Origin of the sequence: Parabacteroides sp. ASF519 (genome assembly GCF_000364265.2) — a bacterium.
Classification (GTDB): domain Bacteria; phylum Bacteroidota; class Bacteroidia; order Bacteroidales; family Tannerellaceae; genus Parabacteroides; species Parabacteroides goldsteinii.
Map to the genome: position 1 here is coordinate 1,406,727 of NZ_AQFV02000006.1, position 25,321 is coordinate 1,432,047.

Consider the following 25,321-nt stretch of genomic DNA (forward strand, 5'->3'; position numbering starts at 1 on the left):
TTTATGAATATGTGCCATCGGCAGTGGGAAAGAATATTTTAAACCGGGTATAACCCTCTTCTGTCGACAGGCTGAATCGGCATCGATGGTTTGTCAGTACCTCTCTGACAAACATCAGGCCGATCCCCTGTCCGGAAGATTTGGTGGTGAAGAAGGGGGTGAAAAGTTTTTGTTTGGCCTCCTCGCTTATTCCGGGACCATTGTCTTCTATGATAATGGATAAAGGGGAATGGTGGGTACTGATTTTTATCCTGCCGTTTTCCCCGATTGCCTCGTAAGCATTTTTGATGATATTGACCAGAACCTGTTCAAACTGGATGCCGTCTACGTGGATATATTGATCATTATCGGTCAGGGATAAAGACAATTCTATATTTCTTTGCCGGCATTCGATGCTGGTCAGTGAATACACCGAACGGGCCTGCTCATTCAGGGAGATCAGGGAAAAAGTCGGTTCGGGTATGCGGATAACCTGCGCCAGGTTACTGATAAAACTGGCCAGATGTCCGCAACGGTCGAAAGAGGCCTCGATAGCCGGCAACACATATTCCCATTTGTTGCTCCCGTCCTGCTTGAAAATATCGGCGACAACATTCAGCGTGGAACCGATCGCCCCGACCGAATTATTTACCTCGTGAGACATCATACGGATGATGCGTTCGTATGAATCTTTCTCTATTTTAAGCAGTTCATGCGTGATCTCTTCAATCAATATAAAAGGATGGTTGAATCCCTGGTCAATAAAAGACGAACGGATACAACGGTACACTTTGTTTACCGAATTGCGGACCATCATATCGTCGCCCTGTTTTAATTGCCCTAAAGCAGGGGCCAGTTCGAATGTGGAATCGTTGAAAGTCTTCCCTTTGATTTCTGAAATATCGGAAATGTTTAATAGTTTCAACCCCGAAGGGTTTACTTCTACGATCTGTTTATCAAAGTTCAGAATAATAATCCCCTGTGGCGATGCGTGGATAAGCAGGTCAAGGAACTGGTTTTTTTCGCGTACTGCCAGTCGTTCACTCCGTAACTGTGAGATCATCCGGTTGAAAATCCCGATCAGTTCGTTGGCATCTTTATTTTTGACCAGACGTAAATGGGTTGAGAAATCCTGGTCTTTGAGTAATTGCATTCCACTAAGCAGAATGTGATAGGGCTTGACCAGTTTATGATAGATAAAGGTCGCCAGCAGGAGCGATAAAATGGCAATGCACTGTATCACCCAGAAAGGAATCGGTTCATTCCGGAACAAAACGAACCCTATACCACTCGATATACAAGCGATAAAGGCCGTGATCGTCCAGAATATCCATTTCGATTTCATTCGGGAAGTTTAATGTCGTATTTTTCGAGGCGGCGGTATAAAGTCTGTCTGCTCAGTCCCAATGCCGCAGCTATCCTGGAATGATTGCAACCATACAATTCGACCGCTTTTTGTATCATGTTCCTTTCCACCATTTCCAGGGAGAGGATTGTATTCCCGCCGGCAGGTTGGCTGGCAGGAACTTCAATATATTGCTGTTTGAAATCAATATCTGTGATGACATCCTTTCCTGAGATAAGAATTGTTCGTTCCACCAGGTTTTTCAGCTCGCGGATATTTCCGTGGAAAGGCAGTTTTTTCAGATATCCGAATGCTTCCTGCGATATTTCCGCTTCAGGCAGATTGTTTTGTTCAGCCTGTTTGCGGGCAAAATATTCAACCAACAGGGGAATGTCTTCGGGACGTTCGCGTAAAGCCGGCATCTGTATGGTGATCAGGTTGATCCGGTAGAACAGGTCTTCGCGGAATGTACCTTGCGCCACCATCTCCGGGAGATTCTTGTTTGTCGCACAGATGATACGGGTATCCACCTGCCTGGGCTTGCTCTCGCCCAGCGGTTCGAAGGTCTGGTCCTGTAAAACTCTCAATAGTTTTACCTGGCAAACCAGATCCAGTTCCCCGATCTCATCCAGAAAGATCGTCCCTTTGTCCGCCAGCTCGAACCGTCCGGTCCGGTCGTGGCGGGCATCGGTGAAAGCTCCCTGTTTATGGCCGAACATTTCACTTTCGAACAGCGATTGAGAAATGCCTCCCAGATTGACTTTGACAAACGGTTTGCCTTGCCGGTTGCTGTTTTCGTGAATTGCTTCGGCAATCAGTTCCTTACCTGTGCCGCTTTCGCCGGTGATCAGCACAGGGGCATTCGTCTGGCTGATGCGTGAGATTGTATTTAAAACCTGTTGCAGAAGGGGAGATCTGCCGATGATCTTGTCAAAACGGTCCGTTCTTTCCGTTTTCCCGTTTTTCGGGTCCGGATTTTTTTCTTCGCTGTCCCTGAGTTGTATGGCTGTTTCTATTGTTTTCAGCAAAGCCAGGTTGTTCCACGGTTTCGTGATAAAATCGAAAGCACCGGCACGTATGCCCTGGACAGCGAGGTTGATGGAACCCCAGGCCGTGATCAGGATAACCGGGACTGCCGGGCAAAATACCCGTACTTTGGCAAGCAGTTCCAGTCCTTCTTCCCCGGTCGTTGTGTTGCTATAATTCATATCCATCAAGATCAATTGCGGACAGGTATGGCGCACGAAATCAATGGCCTCCTGCTGGTTTGCTGCCGTAGCTACCTCATATCCGGCCCGTTTCAAGACCAGTGTAAGCGAAGTCCGTACCGTTGTATCATCGTCACAGATAAGTATCATATTCGTTTATTATTTATCAAAGTTACAAATTTTATTCATCCCGTAGGGCCTCTGCCGGAGGAATCTTTGCGGCTTGTCGGGCCGGGTACCATACGGCTATCAGGGATATCGTTGCCAACAGACCGAAAGTCAATACATAGTTGATAAACTCCTGTTCCATTCCTATGCCTGCCTCCATTCTGTTGGAGATAGGGATGTCCAGCAATTCCAGTAACTCCGTCTGGTTGATGTTAAGGCAGATATTTACACCTACCACACTGGCGATAAATAATATCAGTAATGTCTCCCCGAAAATCATCTGTTTTACTCCCTGCCGGGTTGCCCCGAGTGCCAGCCGCAGACCGACTTCGCTCCGGCGTGTCTGTGTCCGGTACCAGAATGTCCCGATAATCCCCAGGAATATATTCAGGATCAGAAAAGTGGTGATGGCATATATCCCGTTCAGGTCGCCTGTCGGCCAGTTCATTTCTCTTGCATTTTTCGTCGATGAAAAGACGGAAGCCAGAAAATAAGGCCCCAGCATCAGTTGGTCACGCATTTCCCGGGTAAACCGTTCCGCAAAATCATTGTCGACTCCCGGACTCACACGGATATATATCTGCATATTCGCCAGATCATATTCTTTTTTATCCAGCGGTTGTATCATATTGCTGTAAAAAGAATCGAAGTAACTGTCTTTCATCTTATCGGCAGTTCCGATAATAGTGTAGACCGCCTTGTCATGGGTAGCGGTTAATTGTTTTACGTCGGATAGCGGTACAGCATATTCCGAAGAACCGAACTCCCCGTTCCGGCTGGGGGTGATCACGATCATCCTTGTTCCCGGTATTCCCCAATCGCTGAGTTCTTTGACTGTATTTTTTATTTTGAACACATCGAAGAAACTGTCGCTGACCCATCTCATCCGTAGGGTTACCATGTTGGCTGTGTCTTCATTAATATAATAACTGCTCATATAATTCGACCAGGCAAAAGGAGCACCCCATTTCGAAAAACTCACACTTTCCACTCCCGGATAGTTGTTTACACGATTCAGAAAAGTCATAGCCAGCGCTTGTTTGTCCGTCTCTTCCGTCGGCCCGTCTTCTGTCGGAAATGCGGCACTGTCTGCCGGCTTTCTCTGCATATTGATCTGATAGGTATGTTCTATGTCGAAACCATTCGGTTCAAAATAGCATTTTCCCATATAGAAAAGATAATCGACACAAAACCAGAGTACACAGAATACAAGTACATATTCCAGGGTGATCCACGCATTCGTTTTACGTTCGTTCCAGATGATTTTAAATATGTGGCGTATCATAATCAGTTATCATTTTGATTGAGTGAATTAATAATCTTCATCCGTGAAGCCCGGTAGGCCGGTATTCCCGCAGAAAGCAGGTTGATGACCAGGCAGACGGCAAATACCGCCAGCAGGACCGGAATGGAAATCAGCGTATTGACCGGTATTGTACTGCCGGACGGAATATCAAGCAGCCAGTCCCGCATCCGGAATACTATAACGTACGACAGGATCAGACCGATCACCCCACCGATCAGCGAAGTAATCAGGTTTTCAAAAAGCACCTGTATCAGGATCGTGTATCTTTTTGCACCGAACGCTTTCCGTATCCCGATTTCTTCCGTTCGTTTTTTCATGCGCGAAAGGCTTAGTCCTGAGAGGTTGATTGCCGGTATCAGCAAAAGTATCAGCAGGATGAAGATCATTTTCCTGTTCTGGATGGTGATCGATTTCGTAATATCCTCGACGCTGTTTCCCCGGATGTCTTTCTGATAGAATTGATTGTTCAACGGTCCTTTCATATAAAGCGTCCAGGGAGCATTCTCTGTGTTGTATTTTTTCTCCATGTTTCTCACCTCTGCGGTTATTGCCGCAAAATCGCTGGTTTTTTCAGCCATTATAACCACATCGAAATATAGGTTTTCTTTTTTCAGGGATGAATAGGGTACCCATAGATCTCCGTAAGCCCGTTTGAATACCGGCGATACATCCTTCACGATTCCTATGATCCGGTACGGTTTGAAGTTAACCAGAATCGTTTGTCCGAGTGCTGTTTCTCCTTTGAATGCTTTTTTTGCCAGCGTTTCAGAAACGACTGCGACAGATATTCCGGAATTAAATTCCCCTTCGTTGAACGGACGTCCCTTTATAAAAGAAAAAGAAAATATTTTCCAGTAAGTGGCATCGGTGAGCCTTTGGTCTGCACTTATAATCTCGCTGGATCCTTCCCGGCTGACCAGTGTGGACGGACGTTTGGGATGTATTGATGTAACGGCCGAAACATATCGGGGAGTTTTCAACGGGTACAGGTAATCTTTTACGATATCATACGATAGACTGCCCGATTGCCAGCTGTTTTTTGTCGTGTCTTTTTTTACCTGGTAGTTGATATGTAAGGTTCGCTCCCTGTTTATTTCCGGTTGGGCGCTGATACCTTTTATTTCATCGGCCACGATGATTGTCATGATCATCATGATTGCCAGTGCCGTTCCTATAATTGCGATGGCGCTGATAAACTTGTTTTGTTTCAGCATCAGCAGCGCCTGTTTGAAATATATCCTGTACATAGTGGTTCCTTTATAAAATTATTCAACTCGTCTTCCATCGAAAAAACGGACAATGCGTTGCGTTGACTCGGCAATATGCTCGTCATGCGTGACCATTACTATGGTGGTACCATCCTCATTCAACTGAAACAGAAGTTCCATAATCTCCGAACCCATTTTACTATCCAGGTTTCCGGTTGGTTCATCCGCCAGAATGATCTGCGGATTCCCGACAATGGCCCGTGCCAAAGCTACACGCTGGCATTGTCCACCCGATAACTGTGTAGGTAAATGTCTCATCCGGTGTGATAGTCCTACCTTCTCCAATACTTTTTCAGCAGCTTCCCGTCGGCTTTTAGCTGTTGAATTACGGTAGAGCAGGGGCAGTTCTACGTTATCCAGTACATTCAGTGAATTGATCAGGTGAAAACTCTGAAAAACGAATCCCAGCATTTTGTTCCTGAACTCAGCCATTTCTCCGTCTTTCATCTGTGTGGTTTCCATCTCGTTGATCAGGATTTTTCCCTGATCCGGCAGATCCAGCAATCCCATTAGATTGAGCAGGGTACTCTTTCCGCATCCCGATGGCCCCATAATAGAAAGAAACTCACCTTTTCTGACTGTGAGATTTACATTTTCAAGTGCTGTGGTCTCTACTTCCGTTGTGCGGTATACTTTTGTTATACCTTCCAGTTTGATTATTTCCATATTATCCTCAGTTTATCTGTCTCTATAGTAACAATGTATATGCCAAAACCCTATTGTGTTGAAAATGAGTGTTCGCTTTATGGGGAGGGTGTCCGAATACGGACAAATTTGTCCATAAACCGGAATAAAAAAAGCCCGCATTCTCAGATTGTCGTTTATAAACAACTTGAGAATGCGGGCTTATTAATTATGTAACCTCACGGTTATATTAATTAAGGTTTGCTTGCGGAATTAAGGGTTCACACAAGCAGAGTATAGGGTAAAATTTCACAAATTGTATTGTGTCTACAAATGTACTATGTTTAGTTGTATTTGTAGCATGTGTATTTCTATCATACGTGAGAGGCGTACCTGTCAATCTTTGCTTTGATTTATTGCGTGGGTGGTAAACATGTCAATTGTGATCTGTTTGCCTATGCTGTGAATATAGGCAATGTAAATCAATGGTTTTGTTGTAAAAATTAACGCATGTGTTACTATCATAAAGGGCGGTAAAGCTATCACGGAGAATCGCATGTATGAAAAAAAACGGCGCACACGCGGAACTATCCGAATGTGCGCCCTTATGCATATAAAAAATTGAGGGTCAAATTTTAACCAATTGTAACATGTTGAATAACTGTACCCCAGTCTGTTACAACAATATTGCAATTGTTTTTTGAGAGGTCAAAAGTAATTTCTGACAGTTCTCCTTCGTTTACAGACACTTTCTCCGAATTTTTGACATTTTTTGAAGAAAGGATCATGTTATCATCTTTATAAAGCTCTATAGTCACGTCGGAAGCCGGTAAAATAGCTGTGTTGTCAGCAACAACGTTACCTTTTGCGTCCATGGTTGCAGGGATGATATATTCAATTTCTTCGCCTGTCAATTTACCGTTGTGATCAAAAGAAGCTTTTGTTTTCTTTACTTTGTAATAAAAATAACCTTCTCTGGAATCAAGCATTTTAATAACGCCTTTTGTAATCAGGGAAATAGAAGAAACTTTACGTTCGATTTTTAGAGTTTCAACACCAGCCTTGGTAGCAGTGTTCTTTAAAGTAATCTGTCCGTAGAATAAATCTCCCGGTAAAGCGGCTGCAACGCCGTTATTCTGCTTCAGGCTAACCTGTAGGTCGGAAATAATATTCGCTTTGCTCATGGCGCTGATATTTTCGCTATCGGAAGAAAGACCTGCCCATGCAACAACTGTGATCTGTTTTGAACCCGGACAGCTGATCTCAACCGGTTTTGCCTGTAGCAAATAAGTTTTGTCAAGAGACACTTGTGTGTAGTAGTCACCATTCTGATCAAAAACGAACAGAGTAGTCTGGTCTACGTCACCCTTAACAGTAATATCTTTGTTATCGGAATAAGCTTTCAGTACAACAGAGAAAGGAGCCTCGGTCTGAGAATCAGCGTTTTCGATTACGCTTTCATTAATACCTGAGTAAGAAGAATCGCTATCAGCGGAACAACTAGTGAAAGAAATTGCTGCCATCAGTGTGCAAACAATAAACAAACAATTTGTGAAAATTCTACCCTTTTTCATGACCTTAATTTTTTTATATGCTTAAATTACCCTATACTGTCCGAGAGATTTTCTATCCGGTTAAGACCCTCATCAAAACCTTTTGTCTCTCGTTGACATTGCAAATATAGATACAAAAAACGATATGATTATCAAATATATTGACAATAAAAGTTAAAACGATCAAGGAGGTTGCTGAAAGTATCACATTGAGTGGTGTAAAACTCTCAAAAGGTGGTAAAAGCATCATTTTATACTCTTAAAATGAAAATGTATCAGATTAAAATATATTGGATGGCGTGATATGAATACATGTTATATGATAGGAATACAACCTGTGTGGGGCGGGGGGGATATTTCTATTATTATCAAAAGTGAACTATCCTGTCCCCGTGTTTGACACGAGGCCGCAAGAGAACTGGCGGTATCAAAAGATATTATAGGAAACGGTCTGTGCCTTTGCGATCCCGTGTCAAGCACGGGAACGGGATAGCTCAATTCTTTCTAATATCTCTTCTTTTGGTGGGGATGGATTGAATGATATGGATTGGTTATTTTAAGAAGGGTGGTAAATCTGTCATGTGTGATATATTTACCGCTGTTGTTGATGTAAGTGTGGTAAATCAATGCTAATGTTGTAAAAATTAACATATGTATTACTCTCACAAGGGGTGGTAAGGCTATCACGGAGAATCGCATATATGAAAAAAAAGCGGCGCACACGCGGAACAATCCGGATGTACGCCTTTATGCATATAAAAAATTGAGGGTCAAATTTTAACCAATTGTAACATGCGTGATAACTGTACCCCAGTCAGCAACAACAATATTGCAATTATTTTTTGAGAGGTCAAAAGTGATTTCTGACTGTTCTCCTTCGTTTACAGACACTTTCTCTAAATTTTTGACATTTTTTGAAGAAAGGATCATGTTATCGTCTTTGTAAAGCTCTATAGTCACGTCGGAAGCCGGTAAAATAGCTGTGTTGTCAGCAATAACATTACCTTTTGCGTCCATGGTTGCAGGGATGATATATTCAATTTCTTCTCCTGTCAATTCACCGTTGTGATCAAAAGAAGCTTTTGTTTTCTTTACTTTGTAATAAAAATAACCTTCTCTGGAATCAAGCATTTTAATAACGCCTTTTGTAATCAGGGAAATAGAAGAAACTTTACGTTCGATTTTTAGAGTTTCAACACCAGCCTTGGTAGCAGTGTTCTTTAAAGTAATCTGTCCGTAGAATAAATCTCCCGGTAAAGCGGCTGCAACGCCGTTATTCTGCTTCAGGCTAACCTGTAGGTCGGAAATAATATTCGCTTTGCTCATGGCGCTGATATTTTCGCTATCGGAAGAAAGACCTGCCCATGCAACAACTGTGATCTGTTTTGAACCCGGACAACTGATCTCAACCGGTTTTGCCTGTAGCAAATAAGTTTTGTCAAGAGACACTTGTGTGTAGTAGTCACCATTCTGATCAAAAACGAACAGAGTAGTCTGGTCTACGTCACCCTTAACGGTGATATCTTTGTTATCGGAATAAGCTTTCAGTACAACAGAAAAAGGAGCCTCAGTCTGAGAATCAGCATTTTTAATTACGCTTTCATCAATACCTGAGTAAGAAGAATCGCTATCAGCGGAACAACTAGTGAAAGAAATTGCTGCCATCAGTGTGCAAACAATAAACAAACAATTTGTGAAAATTCTACCCTTTTTCATGACCTTAATTTTTTATATGCTTAAAATTACCCTATACTCGAGAGATTATTTCCGGTTAAGACCCTCATCAAAACCTTTTCTCTCATTTTAATGTTGCAAATATAGAGACTAAAATGATATGTGTATCGTATAGTGAGATAATAAAAGTTAAAGCAATCAAAATAATCGCCGAAAATATCAAAACAAGTGGTGTGAATGTCTCAAATAGGTGGTGTAAGTGTCGTTTTAGCCCTCGAATCAGTTTCTGATATTACTGTATTTATATCTTATTTGATAGGAATAGCCTGCGTTTGTGATACGAATACACCCGCTTTTGCCCTGCCGGTTAGTAATAGTACTTATTTCTGTTCCGGTCAATCCCATTATTATGCTAAATATTACTGATAAGCTGGTTTGAATATCGGAAATCGTGCGAAAAAAATATGATAATCATTTCTTTTTACGCAAATAATCTTGCGTTGATGTTCGCAAAACGAAAATTTATTATCATCTTTGCATAGATGATTATACACAGTTATGAGGAGGGTTTACTGTTGGTTCTGAAATACTCGGGAGAAAATTATCTTAGAAATTAAAATATATATATCATTATGAATAATAGAACTTTGTTCAGGAAGTGGTCTGTCTTTCTTGCATGCTTTGCTTTTTGCGGTCAGCAGGCATTTGCAGCAGGAGGCTCCGCCAGCCCTTTGGAGATAACTGTTCTTGTAGTAGTCATTCTTTTGGCATTGTTGTTTGTCCTGGCGGCTTTTTATTTGAGAAAGATGTATGCCGGTTTTTCGAGCCAGTCCCAAAAGGCGGTAAAGGAAAAGGAGTTGCTTGCCCTGAACCAGATTGAGATTGAGCAAAAAAATAATGAGTTGGAAGCTGCTAAGAAGAAGTTGGAGGAGCAGAAGGAGGCTATCGAGTCCAAAGCGGCAGAACTCGAATCTGAGAGAAATGGACTGGAATCTCAATATAATGTATTGTCAACAGCGAATAAAGAGCTGGTTCAGAAACTTTCCACGCAGGAGACGATGATCTCTACGCTGAACAGCAATAAAAAAGACCTGGAGCAGTTGCTCGTCACCAAGATCAAGGAGAGTGATGCCATGCAGCGGGAGGTTGCCGACAGGCTTTCGGAAGCCGAGTCCCGTTTGAAGGATGCCGAAATGATCCACGATAACTTCTTTATCGAGACAATCCACGAAATGCGTACACCTCTTTCACTGGTGCTCGGTTCATTGGCATTGGTGGTACAGAATAAGGATGAAGAAAAAGATATGTCCACCCAATTACTTTCGGCTTATCGTAATACACTTGCTTTGCAGGACCTTGCCGATCAGTTGATCGGAACCCGCCGGGCAAACGATGTCGCCAATTATCTGCGCATCGCCCGTTACGACCTGGTGGAAATATCCCGGCAGATATGCGACCTGTTTGTAGACTGGGTTGCGATGAATAATGTCGATTTCCAGGTCAATACCCAGACGGCTAAGTTATGGATCTGGCTCGACCGCCGTAAAATGGAATATGCTTTACGTACATTATTATCTAATGCATTTAAGAATACATTTGTTTATGGCAAAGTCACGCTGGATATTTCAGTCGTCAGGAAAGACGGGAAAGCATATTGCTCTCTGTCCGTACAGGATGAAGGACTGGATGAGAATGAAAGTGCTCGCCGCGGTTTGAAGCAGGTGCACGATATGGTGGATGACATCGGCGGATTTTATAGCAACGAAACGACTTCGTCGGGCACTGTCTATACATTATTAATACCGTTAGGCAAACAACACCTGATGGAACGCCGGGTGGAATTTGTAGAACCCGAAGCTGACCTGGTGAGATTGAACGACCGTCAGAAGGAAGAGATCGCCGAATTTATTCAGGTTGTCCCGCAGAAAAAGCTCACCGGTAAGAAAATCCTTGTCATCGACGACAGCGACCAGATCCGTTGGTTCCTGAAACATGTCTTTACTAAGGAATATGAGATTCTCGAAGCTCGTAATGGGGAGGAGGGAATACAAGTTGCCTTTGCCAACAATCCGGACCTGATCCTTTGCGACGTGATGATGCCTGTGAAAGACGGTTTTCAAACCTGCAAGGAGTTGAAGGCCGATCCGCGCACTTCGCAGACACCGGTTGTCATGCTGACGGCGAAGGTGGAGAGCGAAGACATCATTGTCGGTCTCGAAGCCGGGGCGGATGATTATATCACCAAACCGTTCGATGTGGAGATTCTTCGCAGCAAACTGAACAACCTGGTGAAACGCCGCGAACAATTGAAGCAGTTCTTCACCAAGTCGCTGGCAGGAACAAGCGCACCGAATACGGATGAAAGCGATTCCGGCATACCGAGCAATCCGTTTATGGACCTGGTTGTTAAAAACATCGAGATGCATCTTGACGATTCCACCTTTGAGGCAAAGGTGCTCGCAGACTCATTAAACATGAGTCTGCCGACATTGTATCGTAAAATTAAGCAATTCTCTGATTGCAGTATCCTGGAACTGACCCGTACGATTCGTCTGAAAAAGGCCGCCGAATTAATCCAGACGCAGCAGTATTCGGTGCAGGAAGTCGCAGAAATGGTCGGTTTCAACGACACGGCCACCTTCCGCAAACGTTTCACGGAACAATATGGAACGACGCCTTCGCAATACGGGCAGCCGTAAGATCAGTATATAGTTATATTTACCTGAAAACCCGTTTTAAATGAGCACAAACTTCGTTTAAAACGGGTTTTTTCTCGTTTTAAACGAGATTTTTTGCATCATCGACCTTTAGAAGATGAATGTGTCGGTATTATTTTTTACCGTTTATAGCTTCCAACAAGAATTTGCCTGGTTTGAATTTTACGGTTGTTCTGGCCTTGATCCGTACCGGAGTGCCGGTCTTTGGATTACGTGCCATCCGGCTACTTTGCGGTCTGGGAATCAACGTTCCGAAGCCAATAAGGGCTATTTCTTCATTTTGGGACATTTTTTCAGTCACGATCTCCATATAGGATTCCAGGACTTTTTTTGCTTTTTGTTTGCTCAATCCGGACTTTTCAGCTAAAGCCTCAATGAGTTCTGCTCTGTTCATGGGTATTTATTTTAATGATTAATAATTCTGCAAAGCTAATGAAAACAAGCTGTATAATTAAATAGTTCCGGCAAAAAATTATAGATGTTTTTGACAAAATGATATTTAATGTGTCTTGTAGGTGGGTTGTACGGAGTGTAGCGCGATATTGATTGCTTGCAGGCGATTGTAATGAGTTTCTGTATGTCCGGTATGTTCTGTATGTCGCATGATAAGCGTTATAATATTCCATGTTGGTTGTGATTCTTGTTATAATGCTCGTCTAGGTGTCTTTTTGTATGAATTTTGATAGTTGACTGTTGGCGTATTTTTCTGTGCTTCCGGAAGGAAAATATGTTCCATAACACGTAATATAGCGCTTGAAAAATTCAAAAAACGGGATTATTCTTCTTTAATTAACAAAAATTTGCTTTAAAACGAAGTGAAATTTTGCTGCAGTCAAATTTTATTTCGTTTTAAACGGATTTGAAATTCGTTTTAAATGAACTTTTTTTTGTTTGCAGAGAGTTGAAAAGTTAGTTGTTATCGGATGTTGTGTTAATAAATGTGTATTTTGTTTTTCTAAAAGGGAGAGATATGGCAATTTGAATGTTACTGAATTTGCTATATCTTTATCATAAAGTTGGAAAATGCGCTTTTGTTGCTGCAAAATGCTATTAAAGTCGTTGGATAATACCGAACCTATCTGTATTTACATTGGCATATTCCTTCATTATTCTTATCTTTGTATTGGTACTTAAAAACGACGGAAATATGGAAACAATGCCGATCAGAAAACTCCCGGTAGGGATACAGGATTTTACAAAATTGCGTGAAGAAAATTTTTTGTATGTTGATAAAACGGCTTTGGTCTATCGAATGGCTGTTTCCGGAAATCCTATATTCCTGAGCCGCCCGCGCCGTTTTGGCAAAAGCCTGCTGCTTTCGACGCTCGAAGCTTATTTCCTCGGACGAAAAGAGGTCTTCAAGGGACTCGCTATCGAGCAGTTGGAAAAGGATTGGAAAGTATATCCGGTGCTTCATCTGAGTCTGAATGCCCAGTATTACGAGGATAAACGGAGTCTCGAACAAGTGTTTGAAGTTCATTTTATTGAATGGGAAAAGCAATACGGTAAAACAGATAAAGAAGTGGGCTATGCCGGACGTTTCATGCAAATCATTCGTCAAGCCTGTGAGAAAACAGGGGAGAAAGTGGTCGTCCTGATCGACGAATACGATAAACCGCTCTTGCGTACATTATTTAATGATGATCTACAAGACGTTTACCGTGAAATGCTGACCGGCTTCTATACCGTACTGAAAGATGCCGACCGCTATCTGCGTTTTGTGTTTATCACCGGTGTAACGAAGTTCTCACAGTTGGGAGTCTTCAGTAACCTGAACCAACTGATGGACATTAGCATGAATCCGGTTTATGCCAATATTTGCGGTTTGACCCGCCAGGAGATTGAACATACCTTTACTCCGGATGTAAAAGCGGTTGGCGAAATGAATGGTTTAACCTTTGAGCAAACGATGAATGAACTGACACGCAGATACGACGGTTATCGTTTTACGCAGATCAAGACAGAAGGACTATATAATCCGTTTAGTATTTTGAATGTGTTTAGCAGTCGTGTATTTCAGAGTTACTGGTTTGCCACCGGCACGCCTACTATGTTGGTCGATATACTGAAAAAGACAGATTATGACCTTCGGAAACTGGATGGCATAGAAGTACCTGCTGCTGCACTGACCGATTACCGGATGGATTTTCATAACCCGGTACCGATCATTTACCAGAGTGGGTACCTGACGATTAAGGAGTACGACCTCCTAAAGAACTTCTATGTACTCGGTTATCCGAATGCCGAGGTAGAATATGGGTGGTTAAATTTCATTACTCCCTATTACACACCTATGTCGGAAGCGAATGCCCCGTTTTATATAGGAAAATTCTGGGATGAGTTGCGTGAAGGTGATGTCGACAGTTTTATGGAACGCCTTCGCGCCTTCTTTGCCGGTATGCCCTACGAACTGAACGACAAGACGGAACGTCATTATCAGGTGATTTTCTATATTGTCTTTAAGCTATTGGGGCAATATGTCGATGTCGAAGTGCGCAGTGCCCGTGGTCGTGCCGATGCCGTCGTAAAAACAACAGATTATATCTATGTATTCGAATTCAAACTGAACGGTTCGGTAGACGAAGCCCTCCGTCAGATCGACGACAGAGGCTATCTGATCCCTTACACAGCCGATGGCCGTCAGTTAGTCAAAGTAGGTGCCTCCTTTAACAAAGAAGATCGTAATATCGGTGAATGGAAAGCCGTTTTCAGTTGACGGTTGACATGTGACAACTTCAGAGATGAAACAAAAAATCAGCAAAGTTTTCCGGAAAGGTGAAACTTTGCTGATTTATATAGTTATGGATTATAATTCGTTTATCTCTTCTATGGACAGACCGGTACATTGGGCTATCGTTTCGATGCAGATTCCCTGCTTTTTAAAATTGGTTGCAATCAGACGTTGTCCTTCGGCAAGACCTTCTGCTTTCCCTTCTGCTTTCCCTTCTGCAAGACCTTCCGCTTTCCCTTCTGCTTTCCCTTCGATCCAGCCGGTTTTGATCACGCTGCGCTGATAACGCAGTGCTTCCATATCTGCATAATATTGTCGCCGGTCTTTCTCATTTAACTGGTCTATGCGCAGGCGTTCGCGAGCTTCCTGTAAGCCATGAGCCGTGCTGTTTTGGTCGATCTCGCCTGTTTTCAGGAAAGCGATCCATTCATCGAGCGGGGTTTTGGCCTGCTGGTTGAAACCGTCCACGCGTAATACGTAATATTCAGGAAAGATATCACCGGCTTCGTGGCGGACAAACTGCTCTTTCTGCCGGACAGAGAGTTGAAGAACGTCATTGTAATGGATACCTTTAAAGGTTGTTTTTCCATGATAGACATAATCTTTTCCCTGGCCTAACTCAAAATAAACGATGTTGATTGAATATACTTTACGGATAATACCATATTCCTGTCCTTCGTTGATATAATCGGTGATGGCCTTGGACGCTCCGTAGAGCATACGGTGGAAATAATCCAGTTCGCGGTTGTTCTGAACTTCAATGATGATAAGTTCGCCTTTACTGTCTTCTGCAAGCATGTCCACGCGGTTGAACTTATCCTCTGAGGTTTCTTTATTGCCTTCGCTTTCCAGCATTTTGACAATACGTATCTCTTGCCCCAGTAAAGTGGACAAAAAACCTTCCAGCACAACAAAGTTTGACTTATTACGCAAAAGGCGCTTGACGGCCCAATCAAAATGAACCAATGCAGAATGATTTTTCATAGTTATTCTTATTTTATATGTTACTTAGGCAAAGATAAGTGATTTTCTCATGCCAGAGTCCTCTTTCTCATTTAAAATCAATTTATTTCCGCGGCTGCTCAAAAAATCTCCTTCTTCCACCCTCAAAAGAGATTTTTACCCCTTTTTTGAGAGTCTTGCAGTTGTCTCTAAATGCTTCAAAAGACCCGTTGAAAAACATTTAGAGTTTTACCGCTGATATTCTTTTTGAAGATGATAGTTTTATCTATTAAGATAGAGAGAACCACCTATACCCCATCCTTTTCATAACAATTACTTTTGCTACATGAAAATAAGGTAAAATATAAATATCAAGGATAGGGTAAAGTCAATCCGAAATTATTAAATTATGGAGTATAATAAATTAATTACAAAACAAACCATTTTTCTGGCGTTGGCGATTGTAGCTCTGTTTGCTACAAGTTGCATAAAAGATAATTTGGATGAGTGTCCAGGGTTGACACTCAAAGTTGTGAATCAGAATAATGAAGATGTCACTCCACTGGGAGCAGTAACTTCTGCGACACTTTATGTGTTCGATGAAGATTTGAAATTACTCGAAACACGCAGTCTGGAGGAAGCTTTCATTAAGAACCGTCAAAACATACAATTGAGTTATCCGGCTGATACGAAGTTGCATTTGGTCGCTTGGGGTAACCTGACGGGAGAAAAGCAGGTCGTTCCTAATGCAAAAAGCGCAGAGGAATTGAATATCATGCTGAATTCTAATAATGGTGAAGCTCAGTCTCCGGATGATTTATTTTACGGCTTAAAGGAATTTATTATTGGAGCCGGAGGTAGCCAGGAAATTGTGATTGCCCCGAAAGTCGGACAGGTTACCATGCAAACCGAAGGACTGCAATATGCAATCGAAAAGAATCCGTCGTTTCGTTCTGCTTCTGTGTCCGGTTCTTCATCGGCTTATGAATTTCAGTTAAACCGTACATTGAGCGGCTATAATTATAAAGGCGAACAAATCGGTGAAAGCGTATATTATAAACCTGAAGGTGATTGGGATGAGACTGCCACCGAATGGGTAACGCCTGAACCTAGTAACGTTTGTGAAGGGCAAAATTTATCATGTTCTTTTATGGATGAAAATGGAGTATTACAGACAGTCGATGAATATGAACATTCGGACGGCACAGTTGGTCCGGTTGACATAAAAGTATATGAAAACATACTGATTCTGTTCAGATGGAACGACCAGGGTGCTTTCATCGGAGCCAAAGTAACTGTTACTCCCTGGGGAGTTGTGGAAGATAATCCTGATTTGAAACCTAAAAATTAATCAATCATGATAAATATGAATAAGATATTATATGCAGGATTCGCTTTATTGCTATGTGCTTCCTGCTCAAATGACAATGATCGGGATATAACTTCACTACCGGAAGCAAAGATTTCCTTGCAGGTGAAAGCCAGCGGAACGAACAAGAAAAGTCCCCTGAAAGCTGGTACAAAAGCTGGTACAGATGCAAACGAACTTGCGGGTGAAGCATACATTAATAATATAACTGCATTTGTGTTTAGCGAAGACGGTTCTCAACTTCTTTCTTCTGCTCCTTTTTATCAGGAAACAACCCCGGCTGACGGCGAGTTGACTATTCCGAATATTCCGGCACGTGCAGCAAAGGCACGGATCGTACTGGTCGGGAATGCAAACGGAGCTTTGAGTAATATTACCTCGTATGCAGGTCTTGAAGCTGCTCTTTGCCAACTATCGTCGCAAGAACAGGATAATCTGACCATGAGTAGCCGGGTGATCGAAACAGAGGAATCACTGGTAGCCGGTGATGAGAATTATATCGGTTATGAATCGATAGGCAAAAATAATATCAACGGAATATCTACTCCGTTGGAGTTGACTCGCCTGGCGGCTCGCCTGGACGTTGTCGGAATAAAGACAAATTTCACTCGTCCCGAATTGTTGGGGCGTACTGTTACAATTGAATCTATTACGGTTGATAACCAAAAGACGGCTTCACGTTTCTTTAGTCACGATTATTGGGGTGCCGTTGTTACTGCCGGAAATTTAGGAACGAGTCCGTCCACCCCTATGGATCTGGTAGTCGACAACAATACATCGCTCAGTGAAATAGCTTACCGTACTTACGTGATGGAAAACGACGGAAGCGAGCAGCCGACCGAATTGCTCATCAAGGCAACCATCAGCGCCAAAGATCCTTATCAGGCCCGGACACGCGAATTCAGGGCCGTTATCAATGAAAAAGGGTTGTCGGCTTACGGACATAATTTCGTAAAACGTAACTATGTATATAAAATATCTTTAGTATTTGATGACGAGAGCTTTAAAGAAGATATATTATACGGAACGGTACGTATTGTAATTACAGTTGCGGAATGGAATACGGAAATTATTGATATTCCGGCTATTGACAGCTGATTAATCGTTTGATAAGGTAAAACTCTCAATGGTTGTTTGTAAATCTATCAATTTAATGAGAAGTAGAATCACCTGCATTTTTTGAGAGTTTTGCCTGTCGTAACGAAGTCATTTCGGGCGTTACATTTGCATCGTCATCCAGACAATATTAAAACATTTGAATACAAAATTCAAAATTAATAACAAGTTAGGGTAATATTATTAACAAATTAAATTTATAAGTTATGAAAGTAAAGAATCTCTTTATTATGTCTTTAGCTGCTTTTTCATTGGTAGCATGTTCAAATGATGAGGAAGCAGTTGTTCCTCAGGAAGGAAGCGTTGTTGTTAACTTAACTACGGCTGATTCAAAAACAAAGGCTGATCCATTAACGACAGAAGGCTATGATGCTGAAAATGCAATGAACTCAGGAAAAGTTTATGCATTTTTAAATGGAACGACATTAGTTGAAACAAAAGACTTTTCTACAAGTTCAAACAGTGTTACATTTGATAAATTGACAGTAGGTAGTAATTATCAATTTGTTGCTGTGGCAAACTCTAGTGCAACAGCTGTAACTGCCGAAGGATTTAAAACGATTGAAATTAACGCTCCTACTGCAAAAGAAAACTTTGTTATGTATGAGGTAGCATCAGTAACCTCTTTAGCTGCTACAAATGATATCAGTATGACTGTTAAACGCGTTCTTTCTGCTGTTCAGCTTGGTACTGTAACAAGAGCACAAACAGAAGCTGTACCTTCTCTTTATAGAAATGCAACAATGACAATTAATTCTTTGACTTTGTATAATGTAAATCCTTCTGTAAATTTGGATGGTAGTAAGAAAGTTGGAACCGCAGAAAATGCAACAGACTTGGCTGCTTCATTTACGAATAAAACTGTTGCAAACAGCGCTTCTGTTAATATCAATGGTACAGATGTTACAGCACGTGCTTACGCTTGTCCTACCGCAGGATCTGCGACTTTATATGGCGTTTTAGAAGTAACTTATAGCGGTGGGATAGGTAAAAAATATTATAATATTCCATTAACTGCAGGTTTGGATGCTAATACCTTATATCTTTTAAATGTAACGATCGTGGGTGTTGGTTCCAATGAACCAGGTGATCCTGACGAATTCGGAGGTGCAACAGGTACGATAACTCCGGCTCCATGGTCGAACGGTTCAGTTATCAATGTTGATAATCAAGAAGGTTAATTGATCAAATCTATAAGAAGTGCCGCCAACCTTCTTGGTGGCACTTTCTTTTTTCAGGAAGCCCTGTCAACCCTCTTGACAGGGCTTTTTTGTTATAGGAAGCTTTGGCAATCCGATTTTTTCGCCTTCTTTTCCCCAAGAAGCCCTGATAATCCGATTTTCCCTCCCAATAAATTAGGATATCCACTGTCAATCGCTTACCTTTATTGCTCTCTGGAAAAAATAAAGTATTCATCCTAATTTAATGCACATGAAAAAAATTACGACACTAAATTTAAACATTCTTCATGTAGAAGAAAGTTTCGGCTACCTTAAACTGGTCAGTGCGGAAACTCCTTTACTGAATCCCGGAGGCGGAGGCGACCGCCCGGAAATTGAATCAGCCCGCTGATTCCCGCCAATAGAAGAAAAAAAGGAGGAGAATGCATTAAAAAACATTGTATTCCTTTGTTGTTTTGACGCTTCGACCTTTGTAAATCTATCTCTGGTTAGGGGTGTAACTATCAATTTTCACTACTTTTCCACATTGCCACTTTTACCCCTTAAACATGAGATTCTGACCTATCCCCACTTATTTCGGCATACCCTACATTTGCAATATAAAATTGAACGAGAAAGTAAATAAAGCAATAAAATATAGGGTCATGAAATTACAGAATATCTTCGCATTAATCGTTACATTGATTGGTTTCGCAGCTTGTACTTCCGAAAGCGAACTACTTGATACTCCTGTAGAGAACAGTGATTTAGTTCCGGTAACAATAAGTTTAGGTTCCATACAGACAAAAGCTTCTGTTGATTTGGATGCTCAGGAAGGGAATATAGAAAATGCAGTAATCGGTATTTTCGATAGTAAAGGAATTCCTACAACTGCTCCGATCGTTTTAAAAAATGGTACAAACACTGGCACTACCCGTCTTCCGCTAGTCAAATCTAACGCCTATGCATTTGTAAATATATCGGATGAAGATATAGTTGCATTACAAGCAATCAGTAGTGAGGTTGAATTTAAAGAATATGGAATCAAAAAATTATTAACCCAGAATGCTGCTGCTTTGCCAAAGTACGGAACGAATACAAATTTTACTCCGACAGAAAATGGAAATATTGCGATCGATGTGCACCAGTTGACAGCACGTTTGGATGTATCGGTCAATGTGATTGTAACAGAAAATGGCGAAGGTGATGTAACTGCTCAACATCCTGAAATAGCATTATCGGAAGCTTCTGTTTCATGGACAAATATCTTGGATAAAGATCAAAATACAACATCTGGTATTGACGGCTCATTCACAACAAATATTGCAGGTACTAGCTATAATGTAATCAACAGAGCTTATTCTTATCCGGGAGCAAGGCCGACTTTATCTTTGAAGGGCAAAGTTAATGGTAAAGATTTTACACGTACACACACAATGAAAGATGCTCTGGATGCTGATAATGTATATTTACTTAAAGCTACCGTAAAATATGACTTGACAACAAAAACCGTAACTGATTTCACTTATGAAATAGTGAAAGCCTCGTCGGTCGAAGTAAATGTTCCGTCTTTCAATTAAATAAGATATAGGGTAAGTTTTTAAATATAAAATAGTAGAAGTCATGAAAAAATATAATGTGAAATTTTTAAGTTTCCTGATCGGCTGTTTATTCTTCTCTTCCTGTTCAAACGAAGAAGAAGTAGGAGGCGATAGCGATAAGCCGGTCTCAATCAGTATCTCCTTCGAAGCTCCGGAAGTAGATCAGATCGTTACAAAAAGTGTGAATGATTACACCTTGATTGATGGTATTTATCTATTTATATTTGATAAGGATGGAAACATAGAAGGGAATGGTCCACTGTTTTGCAATATTAACACATCTGCATCAACTGGAACGATAGCATCAAATATCCCTACCGCAATGGGAGATCATTATATTTACGCAATAGCAAATGCAGACGCAAGTTTTGCTTCTATTAAGGATTTGGATAAAGTAACAACTAGAAACGAACTGTTGGCTAAAAAGGCCGAACTCACTGGAAACTTATTAATGACCGGTAATTTAATCCCGATGGTCGGTTGCGTTTCGGGTAGTACCGACGGTTTAATCGATATTACTAAGAATGCCTCCTATAAAGTTCAATTGGAAAGAATAATATCTTCGGTTAAGTTTAAAGTTTCATGTACCAAGTCGGGTGCAACTTTCGACCTGAAATCTTACGAGGTGGTTAACGTGCCGCAAACTTCAACCCTTTTTGGGGAGAATAAAGGAAGTGATACCGATTTCTGGCCCGGTGGAACCATAACGAATGATAAAGACAACAGCCAGTCATTCGAATTCGGTCTTTTTGAAAATCGTTACACAACAACCGGAATAACAACTTATGAGGATCGCGAAAAAAAGGTCGATCATTCTGCCGTAGGTAAAGATATTCAATTTGAATCGGCTCCTAAATATGCAACTTACGTTATACTGAAAGGTCTCTATAAGGGAGACTCCGATAAAGGAAATGTATCCGCCGATGCGACTTATTATGTTCATCTGGGAAATACCAATAATAGTAATTATAATAATTTTGAAAATATCCGCAACACCGAATATACATATAAAATATCTATTGAAGGTGTAGATAAATTGATCGTTGAGGTAGAAGATTCTAGCAAGCCTTATGACCGGGGCGACGGAACAATCAGCTTTACGGCTGGAACCTTTGATGTGGATGCACACTATGAGTTTTTTAATATCACTATACCTAAAGGTGAAGAATATGTGAGAGAAAATGGTGAAGAGTTACCAGATTGGATTTCTTTTAGAATTTTTGATCAGAATAGTAACACAACCCAAGCATTAACACCAGGTGAAGAAGGAAAATGGGCAACTGTAATGAAGTATAAAACATCGGATGATACTTATAATAGTAAATTAATTACTACGATGAAACAACTTAATGAAGAGTTGAAATCTCATTTTGCTAATACTAGGTCAGAAGAAGTTACATTAACGTGTTATGTCGCAGAAAATATGTCTGATAACTTTCGTGAATGTATAATTTTCAGATCGAAATCCTCAGGAAATGGTAGTACATTACTGAAAGACGGAATTAAAATCCGCCAGAATTATGGTCGTAAATTCTTTGATAACGATGGCGGGTATATGCTCGAAGTACTTAATGAAACCGGTGCGTTGACTGACTATGGTATAAACGCAACAACGAATAAGAAAAATTCATCAGACGATGATGGATTGAAGAATATGAAAGCAGAGGTAGGAATTGATGTAACTTGGCCTGCAATTAGCCAAATGAAAAAGATTTACGCTGCCTGTATGGCTAGAAACCGGGATGAAAACGGAAATGGTGTAATTGACGATGATGAAATGAAATGGTATTTGCCTGCAATAAACCAATATATCGGTATGTGGATTGGGGCTGAGCCTTTGAAGGAGGCTCGTTTATATAAGCTTGAATCAGGAGCCAAGATGCATTTTGTGAGTAATTCTTATAAGGTTCAGGATGGTGTTGAGAGTCGAAATATTTTATGGGGTGAGGAAGGCTCTTCGATAGGTGCGATGTCTGCCAAGGGCGCTGGTAATAATGATAAATTTCAACTTCGTTGTATTAGGAATTTTGGAAATAAACCGAATAGTAAGTATTATTCAGAGAAGAATAAAATTATTACAATGCTTATAGATAATACAGCTTACAGAAATAAGCAGGTAACAGGTGAGTTAAGTCGTAGTGGAGGGCATATGGCACCAGATAATCTGCTTTATAAATCATTTGAATATTCTGATGAAAATGGAAGTGGTACTTTAAAAATTACAGGTCAAAATGACAAAGCTGACAAGAATAGATCTATTTGTTCTGAGAAAGGTAATGGTTGGCGTTTACCCAATCAGCGTGAACTTTCAATGATGAGGGTAGCCGGATTAACGAATAAGCGTCTTATTTCTCGCACATATTCAACGTTTGAACCTTCCCGTGCATTTTATTATGCTCAAGGTAATTTAGCATTATCTAATCCTAATAATATAGGTAATAATAGTTATGTTCGTTGCGTTCGTGATAAGTAAAATATAGGCACTATACAAAATGATGGACAGTGCCTTTCAAACCGACTTTCCCTTCGTTGTGAACGGGGATAGTCGGTTGTGTTTATAAAACCACAAGATATAATCAAAACCGAAATCTGAAAAATTGTCAGTAAAATATGTACTGATTTCCCTATATTTTTCAATAGTTTTTTGTTGTAGTCCTTTCCAAATTTGGGGTACTAAAGTGCAATTGAATGAAAAAAGTACCCGAATGTTCCCGAATAGTCCCGTATCCTTCCGTAGGGTCCCTCGGCCCCTGACCGGTGTCCTATCTTTGTAACATAATCGAGAAACAAAGGTCTGACGGTGTTTGGATGAAAAAACGGTTGCGATTAGGTACATATGTGGCAGTAAACCGATTTATTCCTATTTAAACCTTCTTATCCCGCACTAAACCGCTCTATCCCGTTTTCGTCGGAACAGCCCGTCGTACCTTTGTTTCGTAATCATAAAACAATAATAGTATGGCATTAAAGTATGTAGTCAAGAAAACTGTTTTCGGTTTCGATCAAACCAGGACAGAGAAATATGTAGCCCGCCCTCTGCTGGCCGGTACAGTGAATTATCCCGAGCTTTATGAACAGGCCGCCAAACGTTGTATGGGAGTGTCGAACAGTGTGATAAGAATGGTTATCGACGATTTGATCAAGGTGTTGGAATGGAATCTGCTCAATCACATGTCGGTGAAGTTGGATGATTTCGGGACGTTTCGTCCGGGACTCGGATGTAAGCCTCAGAGTGAGGAAAAGGATGTGAATGCAGATGTTTTGTGCCGTCGCAAAATAATCTTTACCACAAGCGGAAATTTCAAAAGGATACTGGATAATGCAAGTGTCCGGAAGTCCGAAAAACGATGAATTTGTAGTCTCTTTTTTAATAATCATTTAATAACAAATCAGTATGGCATTAAAGTATGTAGTTAAGAAAACTGTTTTCGGGTTTGATAAAACCAAGGCAGTGAAGTATGTAGCCCGCCCATTGTTGGCAGGTACGGTAGATTATTCCGCTCTTTGCGACCAGGTGACCAAAGTGGGGATGGCACCGCGTGGTGTAGTGAAAATGGTGACCGATGGTCTGATCGATGCGATCATGTGGAATCTGGAAAATCATTTGTCGGTGAAGCTGGGTGATTTCGGGACGTTCCGTCCAGCTTTCGGCAGCAAGAGCCAGGATACGGAAGAGGCTGTAAATGCGGAAGCTTTACGCCATCGTAAAATCATCTTTACTCCGGGTTCTTATTTCAAGGGGATGTTGAGTGATGTAAGCATCCAGAAGTTCGAAATTCCCAAAACTGATGAAACAGGCGGTTCTCAGGGCGGCGGTTCAGAAGATCGTCCGGAAATCGAATAGGTTTCGCCGGAGTAAGTAACGTATTAAAGTATCTAAAATATTGCAGTTTCAGAGAAGCAGTGAGAACAGGAAAAAAGCTTCTTTTATGAGTTTTTATTGGGATCAATACGTTGTTTATTAGAATGTTATTGCGTTTTGATGTCCTGTTTTTATTGCTTTTTACCCCTTTGAGCATAGTATATCTTTGCAGTGTAATCGATTATTTATTGAAAACAAAGAATTCATTATATCCTTTTTTATAATCATTTAAAAATAACTAGTATGGCATTAAAGTATGTAGTTAAGAAAACTGTTTTCGGGTTTGATAAAACCAAGGCTGTGAAGTATGTAGCCCGCCCATTGTTGGCAGGTACGGTAGATTATTCCGCTCTTTGCGATCAGGTAACCAAGGTTGGTATGGCGCCCCGTGGCGTAGTGAAAATGGTGACTGACGGTCTGATCGATGCGATCATGTGGAATCTGGAAAATCATTTGTCGGTGAAGCTGGGTGATTTCGGGACGTTCCGTCCTGCTTTCGGCAGCAAGAGCCAGGATACGGAAGAGGCTGTAAATGCCGAGGTTTTGCGCCATCGTAAAATCATCTTTACCCCGGGGGCTTATTTCAAGGGGATGTTGAACGAAGTAAGTATCCAAAAGTTCGAAATCCCCAAAACCGATGAAACCGGTTCGGGCAGTAGCGAAGGCGGTGGTTCCGACCGTCCGGAAATCGAATAGGA

General features: G+C 41.3%; 20 protein-coding genes. 11 read left to right on the top strand and 9 right to left on the bottom strand.

Annotated features, from left to right (window positions below; translation table 11 throughout):
- Position 1 precedes the first annotated feature (1 nt).
- From C825_RS05455 to C825_RS05485, 7 genes are all read right to left on the bottom strand, one after another.
- Positions 2-1,324 (bottom strand): sensor histidine kinase, encoded by a 1,323-nt coding sequence (locus C825_RS05455; RefSeq protein ID WP_010801718.1) that lies wholly within the window; start codon positions 1,322-1,324, stop codon positions 2-4.
- Positions 1,321-2,682 (bottom strand): sigma-54-dependent transcriptional regulator, encoded by a 1,362-nt coding sequence (locus C825_RS05460; protein ID WP_010801719.1) that lies wholly within the window; start codon positions 2,680-2,682, stop codon positions 1,321-1,323. Before C825_RS05460 ends, C825_RS05455 begins: the two co-directional genes overlap by 4 nt.
- A 31-nt stretch (positions 2,683-2,713) precedes the next feature.
- On the bottom strand, positions 2,714-3,985 hold the full coding sequence (locus C825_RS05465) for an ABC transporter permease (RefSeq protein WP_010801720.1): 1,272 nt from the start codon (positions 3,983-3,985) through the stop codon (positions 2,714-2,716).
- A gap of 2 nt (positions 3,986-3,987) precedes the next feature.
- Positions 3,988-5,253: an ABC transporter permease gene (locus C825_RS05470; RefSeq protein ID WP_010801721.1), complete on the bottom strand. Its 1,266-nt coding sequence runs from the start codon at positions 5,251-5,253 to the stop codon at positions 3,988-3,990.
- Positions 5,254-5,271: 18 nt separating this feature from the next.
- A complete protein-coding gene (locus tag C825_RS05475; protein ID WP_010801722.1) occupies positions 5,272-5,940 on the bottom strand; it encodes an ABC transporter ATP-binding protein in 669 nt (222 codons plus the stop codon).
- Positions 5,941-6,533: 593 nt separating this feature from the next.
- The gene (locus C825_RS05480) at positions 6,534-7,472 is read right to left on the bottom strand and encodes a FimB/Mfa2 family fimbrial subunit (protein WP_010801723.1); all 939 of its coding nucleotides are present in this window, start codon (positions 7,470-7,472) and stop codon (positions 6,534-6,536) included.
- Positions 7,473-8,228: 756 nt separating this feature from the next.
- The gene (locus C825_RS05485) at positions 8,229-9,167 is read right to left on the bottom strand and encodes a FimB/Mfa2 family fimbrial subunit (RefSeq protein WP_010801725.1); all 939 of its coding nucleotides are present in this window, start codon (positions 9,165-9,167) and stop codon (positions 8,229-8,231) included.
- A 590-nt stretch (positions 9,168-9,757) separates the two neighbouring features.
- Here C825_RS05485 and C825_RS05490 point away from each other — a divergent pair.
- Entirely contained in the window at positions 9,758-11,824 is a 2,067-nt protein-coding gene (locus C825_RS05490; protein WP_010801727.1) for a response regulator, read from the top strand.
- Positions 11,825-11,954: 130 nt separating this feature from the next.
- Here the strand turns inward: C825_RS05490 and C825_RS05495 are convergent, their stop codons facing one another.
- On the bottom strand, positions 11,955-12,236 hold the full coding sequence (locus C825_RS05495; RefSeq protein ID WP_010801728.1) for an HU family DNA-binding protein: 282 nt from the start codon (positions 12,234-12,236) through the stop codon (positions 11,955-11,957).
- Between the two features lie 753 nt (positions 12,237-12,989).
- Between C825_RS05495 and C825_RS05500 the strand changes: the two genes are divergently transcribed.
- Positions 12,990-14,558, top strand: coding sequence for a PD-(D/E)XK nuclease domain-containing ATP-binding protein (locus C825_RS05500; protein WP_010801729.1), 1,569 nt, complete (start codon positions 12,990-12,992; stop codon positions 14,556-14,558).
- Between the two features lie 90 nt (positions 14,559-14,648).
- Here the strand turns inward: C825_RS05500 and C825_RS05505 are convergent, their stop codons facing one another.
- Positions 14,649-15,557 (bottom strand): Rpn family recombination-promoting nuclease/putative transposase, encoded by a 909-nt coding sequence (locus C825_RS05505; protein WP_010801730.1) that lies wholly within the window; start codon positions 15,555-15,557, stop codon positions 14,649-14,651.
- Positions 15,558-15,924: 367 nt separating this feature from the next.
- Between C825_RS05505 and C825_RS05510 the strand changes: the two genes are divergently transcribed.
- From C825_RS05510 to C825_RS05550, 9 genes are all read left to right on the top strand, one after another.
- Positions 15,925-16,866: a FimB/Mfa2 family fimbrial subunit gene (locus C825_RS05510; RefSeq protein ID WP_007655300.1), complete on the top strand. Its 942-nt coding sequence runs from the start codon at positions 15,925-15,927 to the stop codon at positions 16,864-16,866.
- A gap of 15 nt (positions 16,867-16,881) precedes the next feature.
- Positions 16,882-17,982 (top strand): fimbrial protein, encoded by a 1,101-nt coding sequence (locus C825_RS05515; protein ID WP_228100186.1) that lies wholly within the window; start codon positions 16,882-16,884, stop codon positions 17,980-17,982.
- 224 nt (positions 17,983-18,206) lie between these two features.
- Positions 18,207-19,181 (top strand): hypothetical protein, encoded by a 975-nt coding sequence (locus C825_RS05520; protein WP_010801732.1) that lies wholly within the window; start codon positions 18,207-18,209, stop codon positions 19,179-19,181.
- A 250-nt stretch (positions 19,182-19,431) separates the two neighbouring features.
- Positions 19,432-19,572: a hypothetical protein gene (locus C825_RS05525; protein WP_162201375.1), complete on the top strand. Its 141-nt coding sequence runs from the start codon at positions 19,432-19,434 to the stop codon at positions 19,570-19,572.
- 253 nt (positions 19,573-19,825) lie between these two features.
- Positions 19,826-20,740 (top strand): hypothetical protein, encoded by a 915-nt coding sequence (locus C825_RS05530; protein ID WP_010801733.1) that lies wholly within the window; start codon positions 19,826-19,828, stop codon positions 20,738-20,740.
- Positions 20,741-20,783: 43 nt separating this feature from the next.
- Complete coding sequence (locus C825_RS05535; RefSeq protein ID WP_010801734.1) at positions 20,784-23,234, top strand: DUF4906 domain-containing protein; 2,451 nt, start codon at positions 20,784-20,786, stop codon at positions 23,232-23,234.
- A 485-nt stretch (positions 23,235-23,719) separates the two neighbouring features.
- A complete protein-coding gene (locus C825_RS05540; RefSeq protein WP_010801735.1) occupies positions 23,720-24,112 on the top strand; it encodes an HU family DNA-binding protein in 393 nt (130 codons plus the stop codon).
- 43 nt (positions 24,113-24,155) lie between these two features.
- Positions 24,156-24,605 (top strand): HU family DNA-binding protein, encoded by a 450-nt coding sequence (locus C825_RS05545; protein WP_010801736.1) that lies wholly within the window; start codon positions 24,156-24,158, stop codon positions 24,603-24,605.
- Positions 24,606-24,866: 261 nt separating this feature from the next.
- Positions 24,867-25,319: an HU family DNA-binding protein gene (locus C825_RS05550; RefSeq protein WP_010801737.1), complete on the top strand. Its 453-nt coding sequence runs from the start codon at positions 24,867-24,869 to the stop codon at positions 25,317-25,319.
- Positions 25,320-25,321 lie beyond the last annotated feature (2 nt).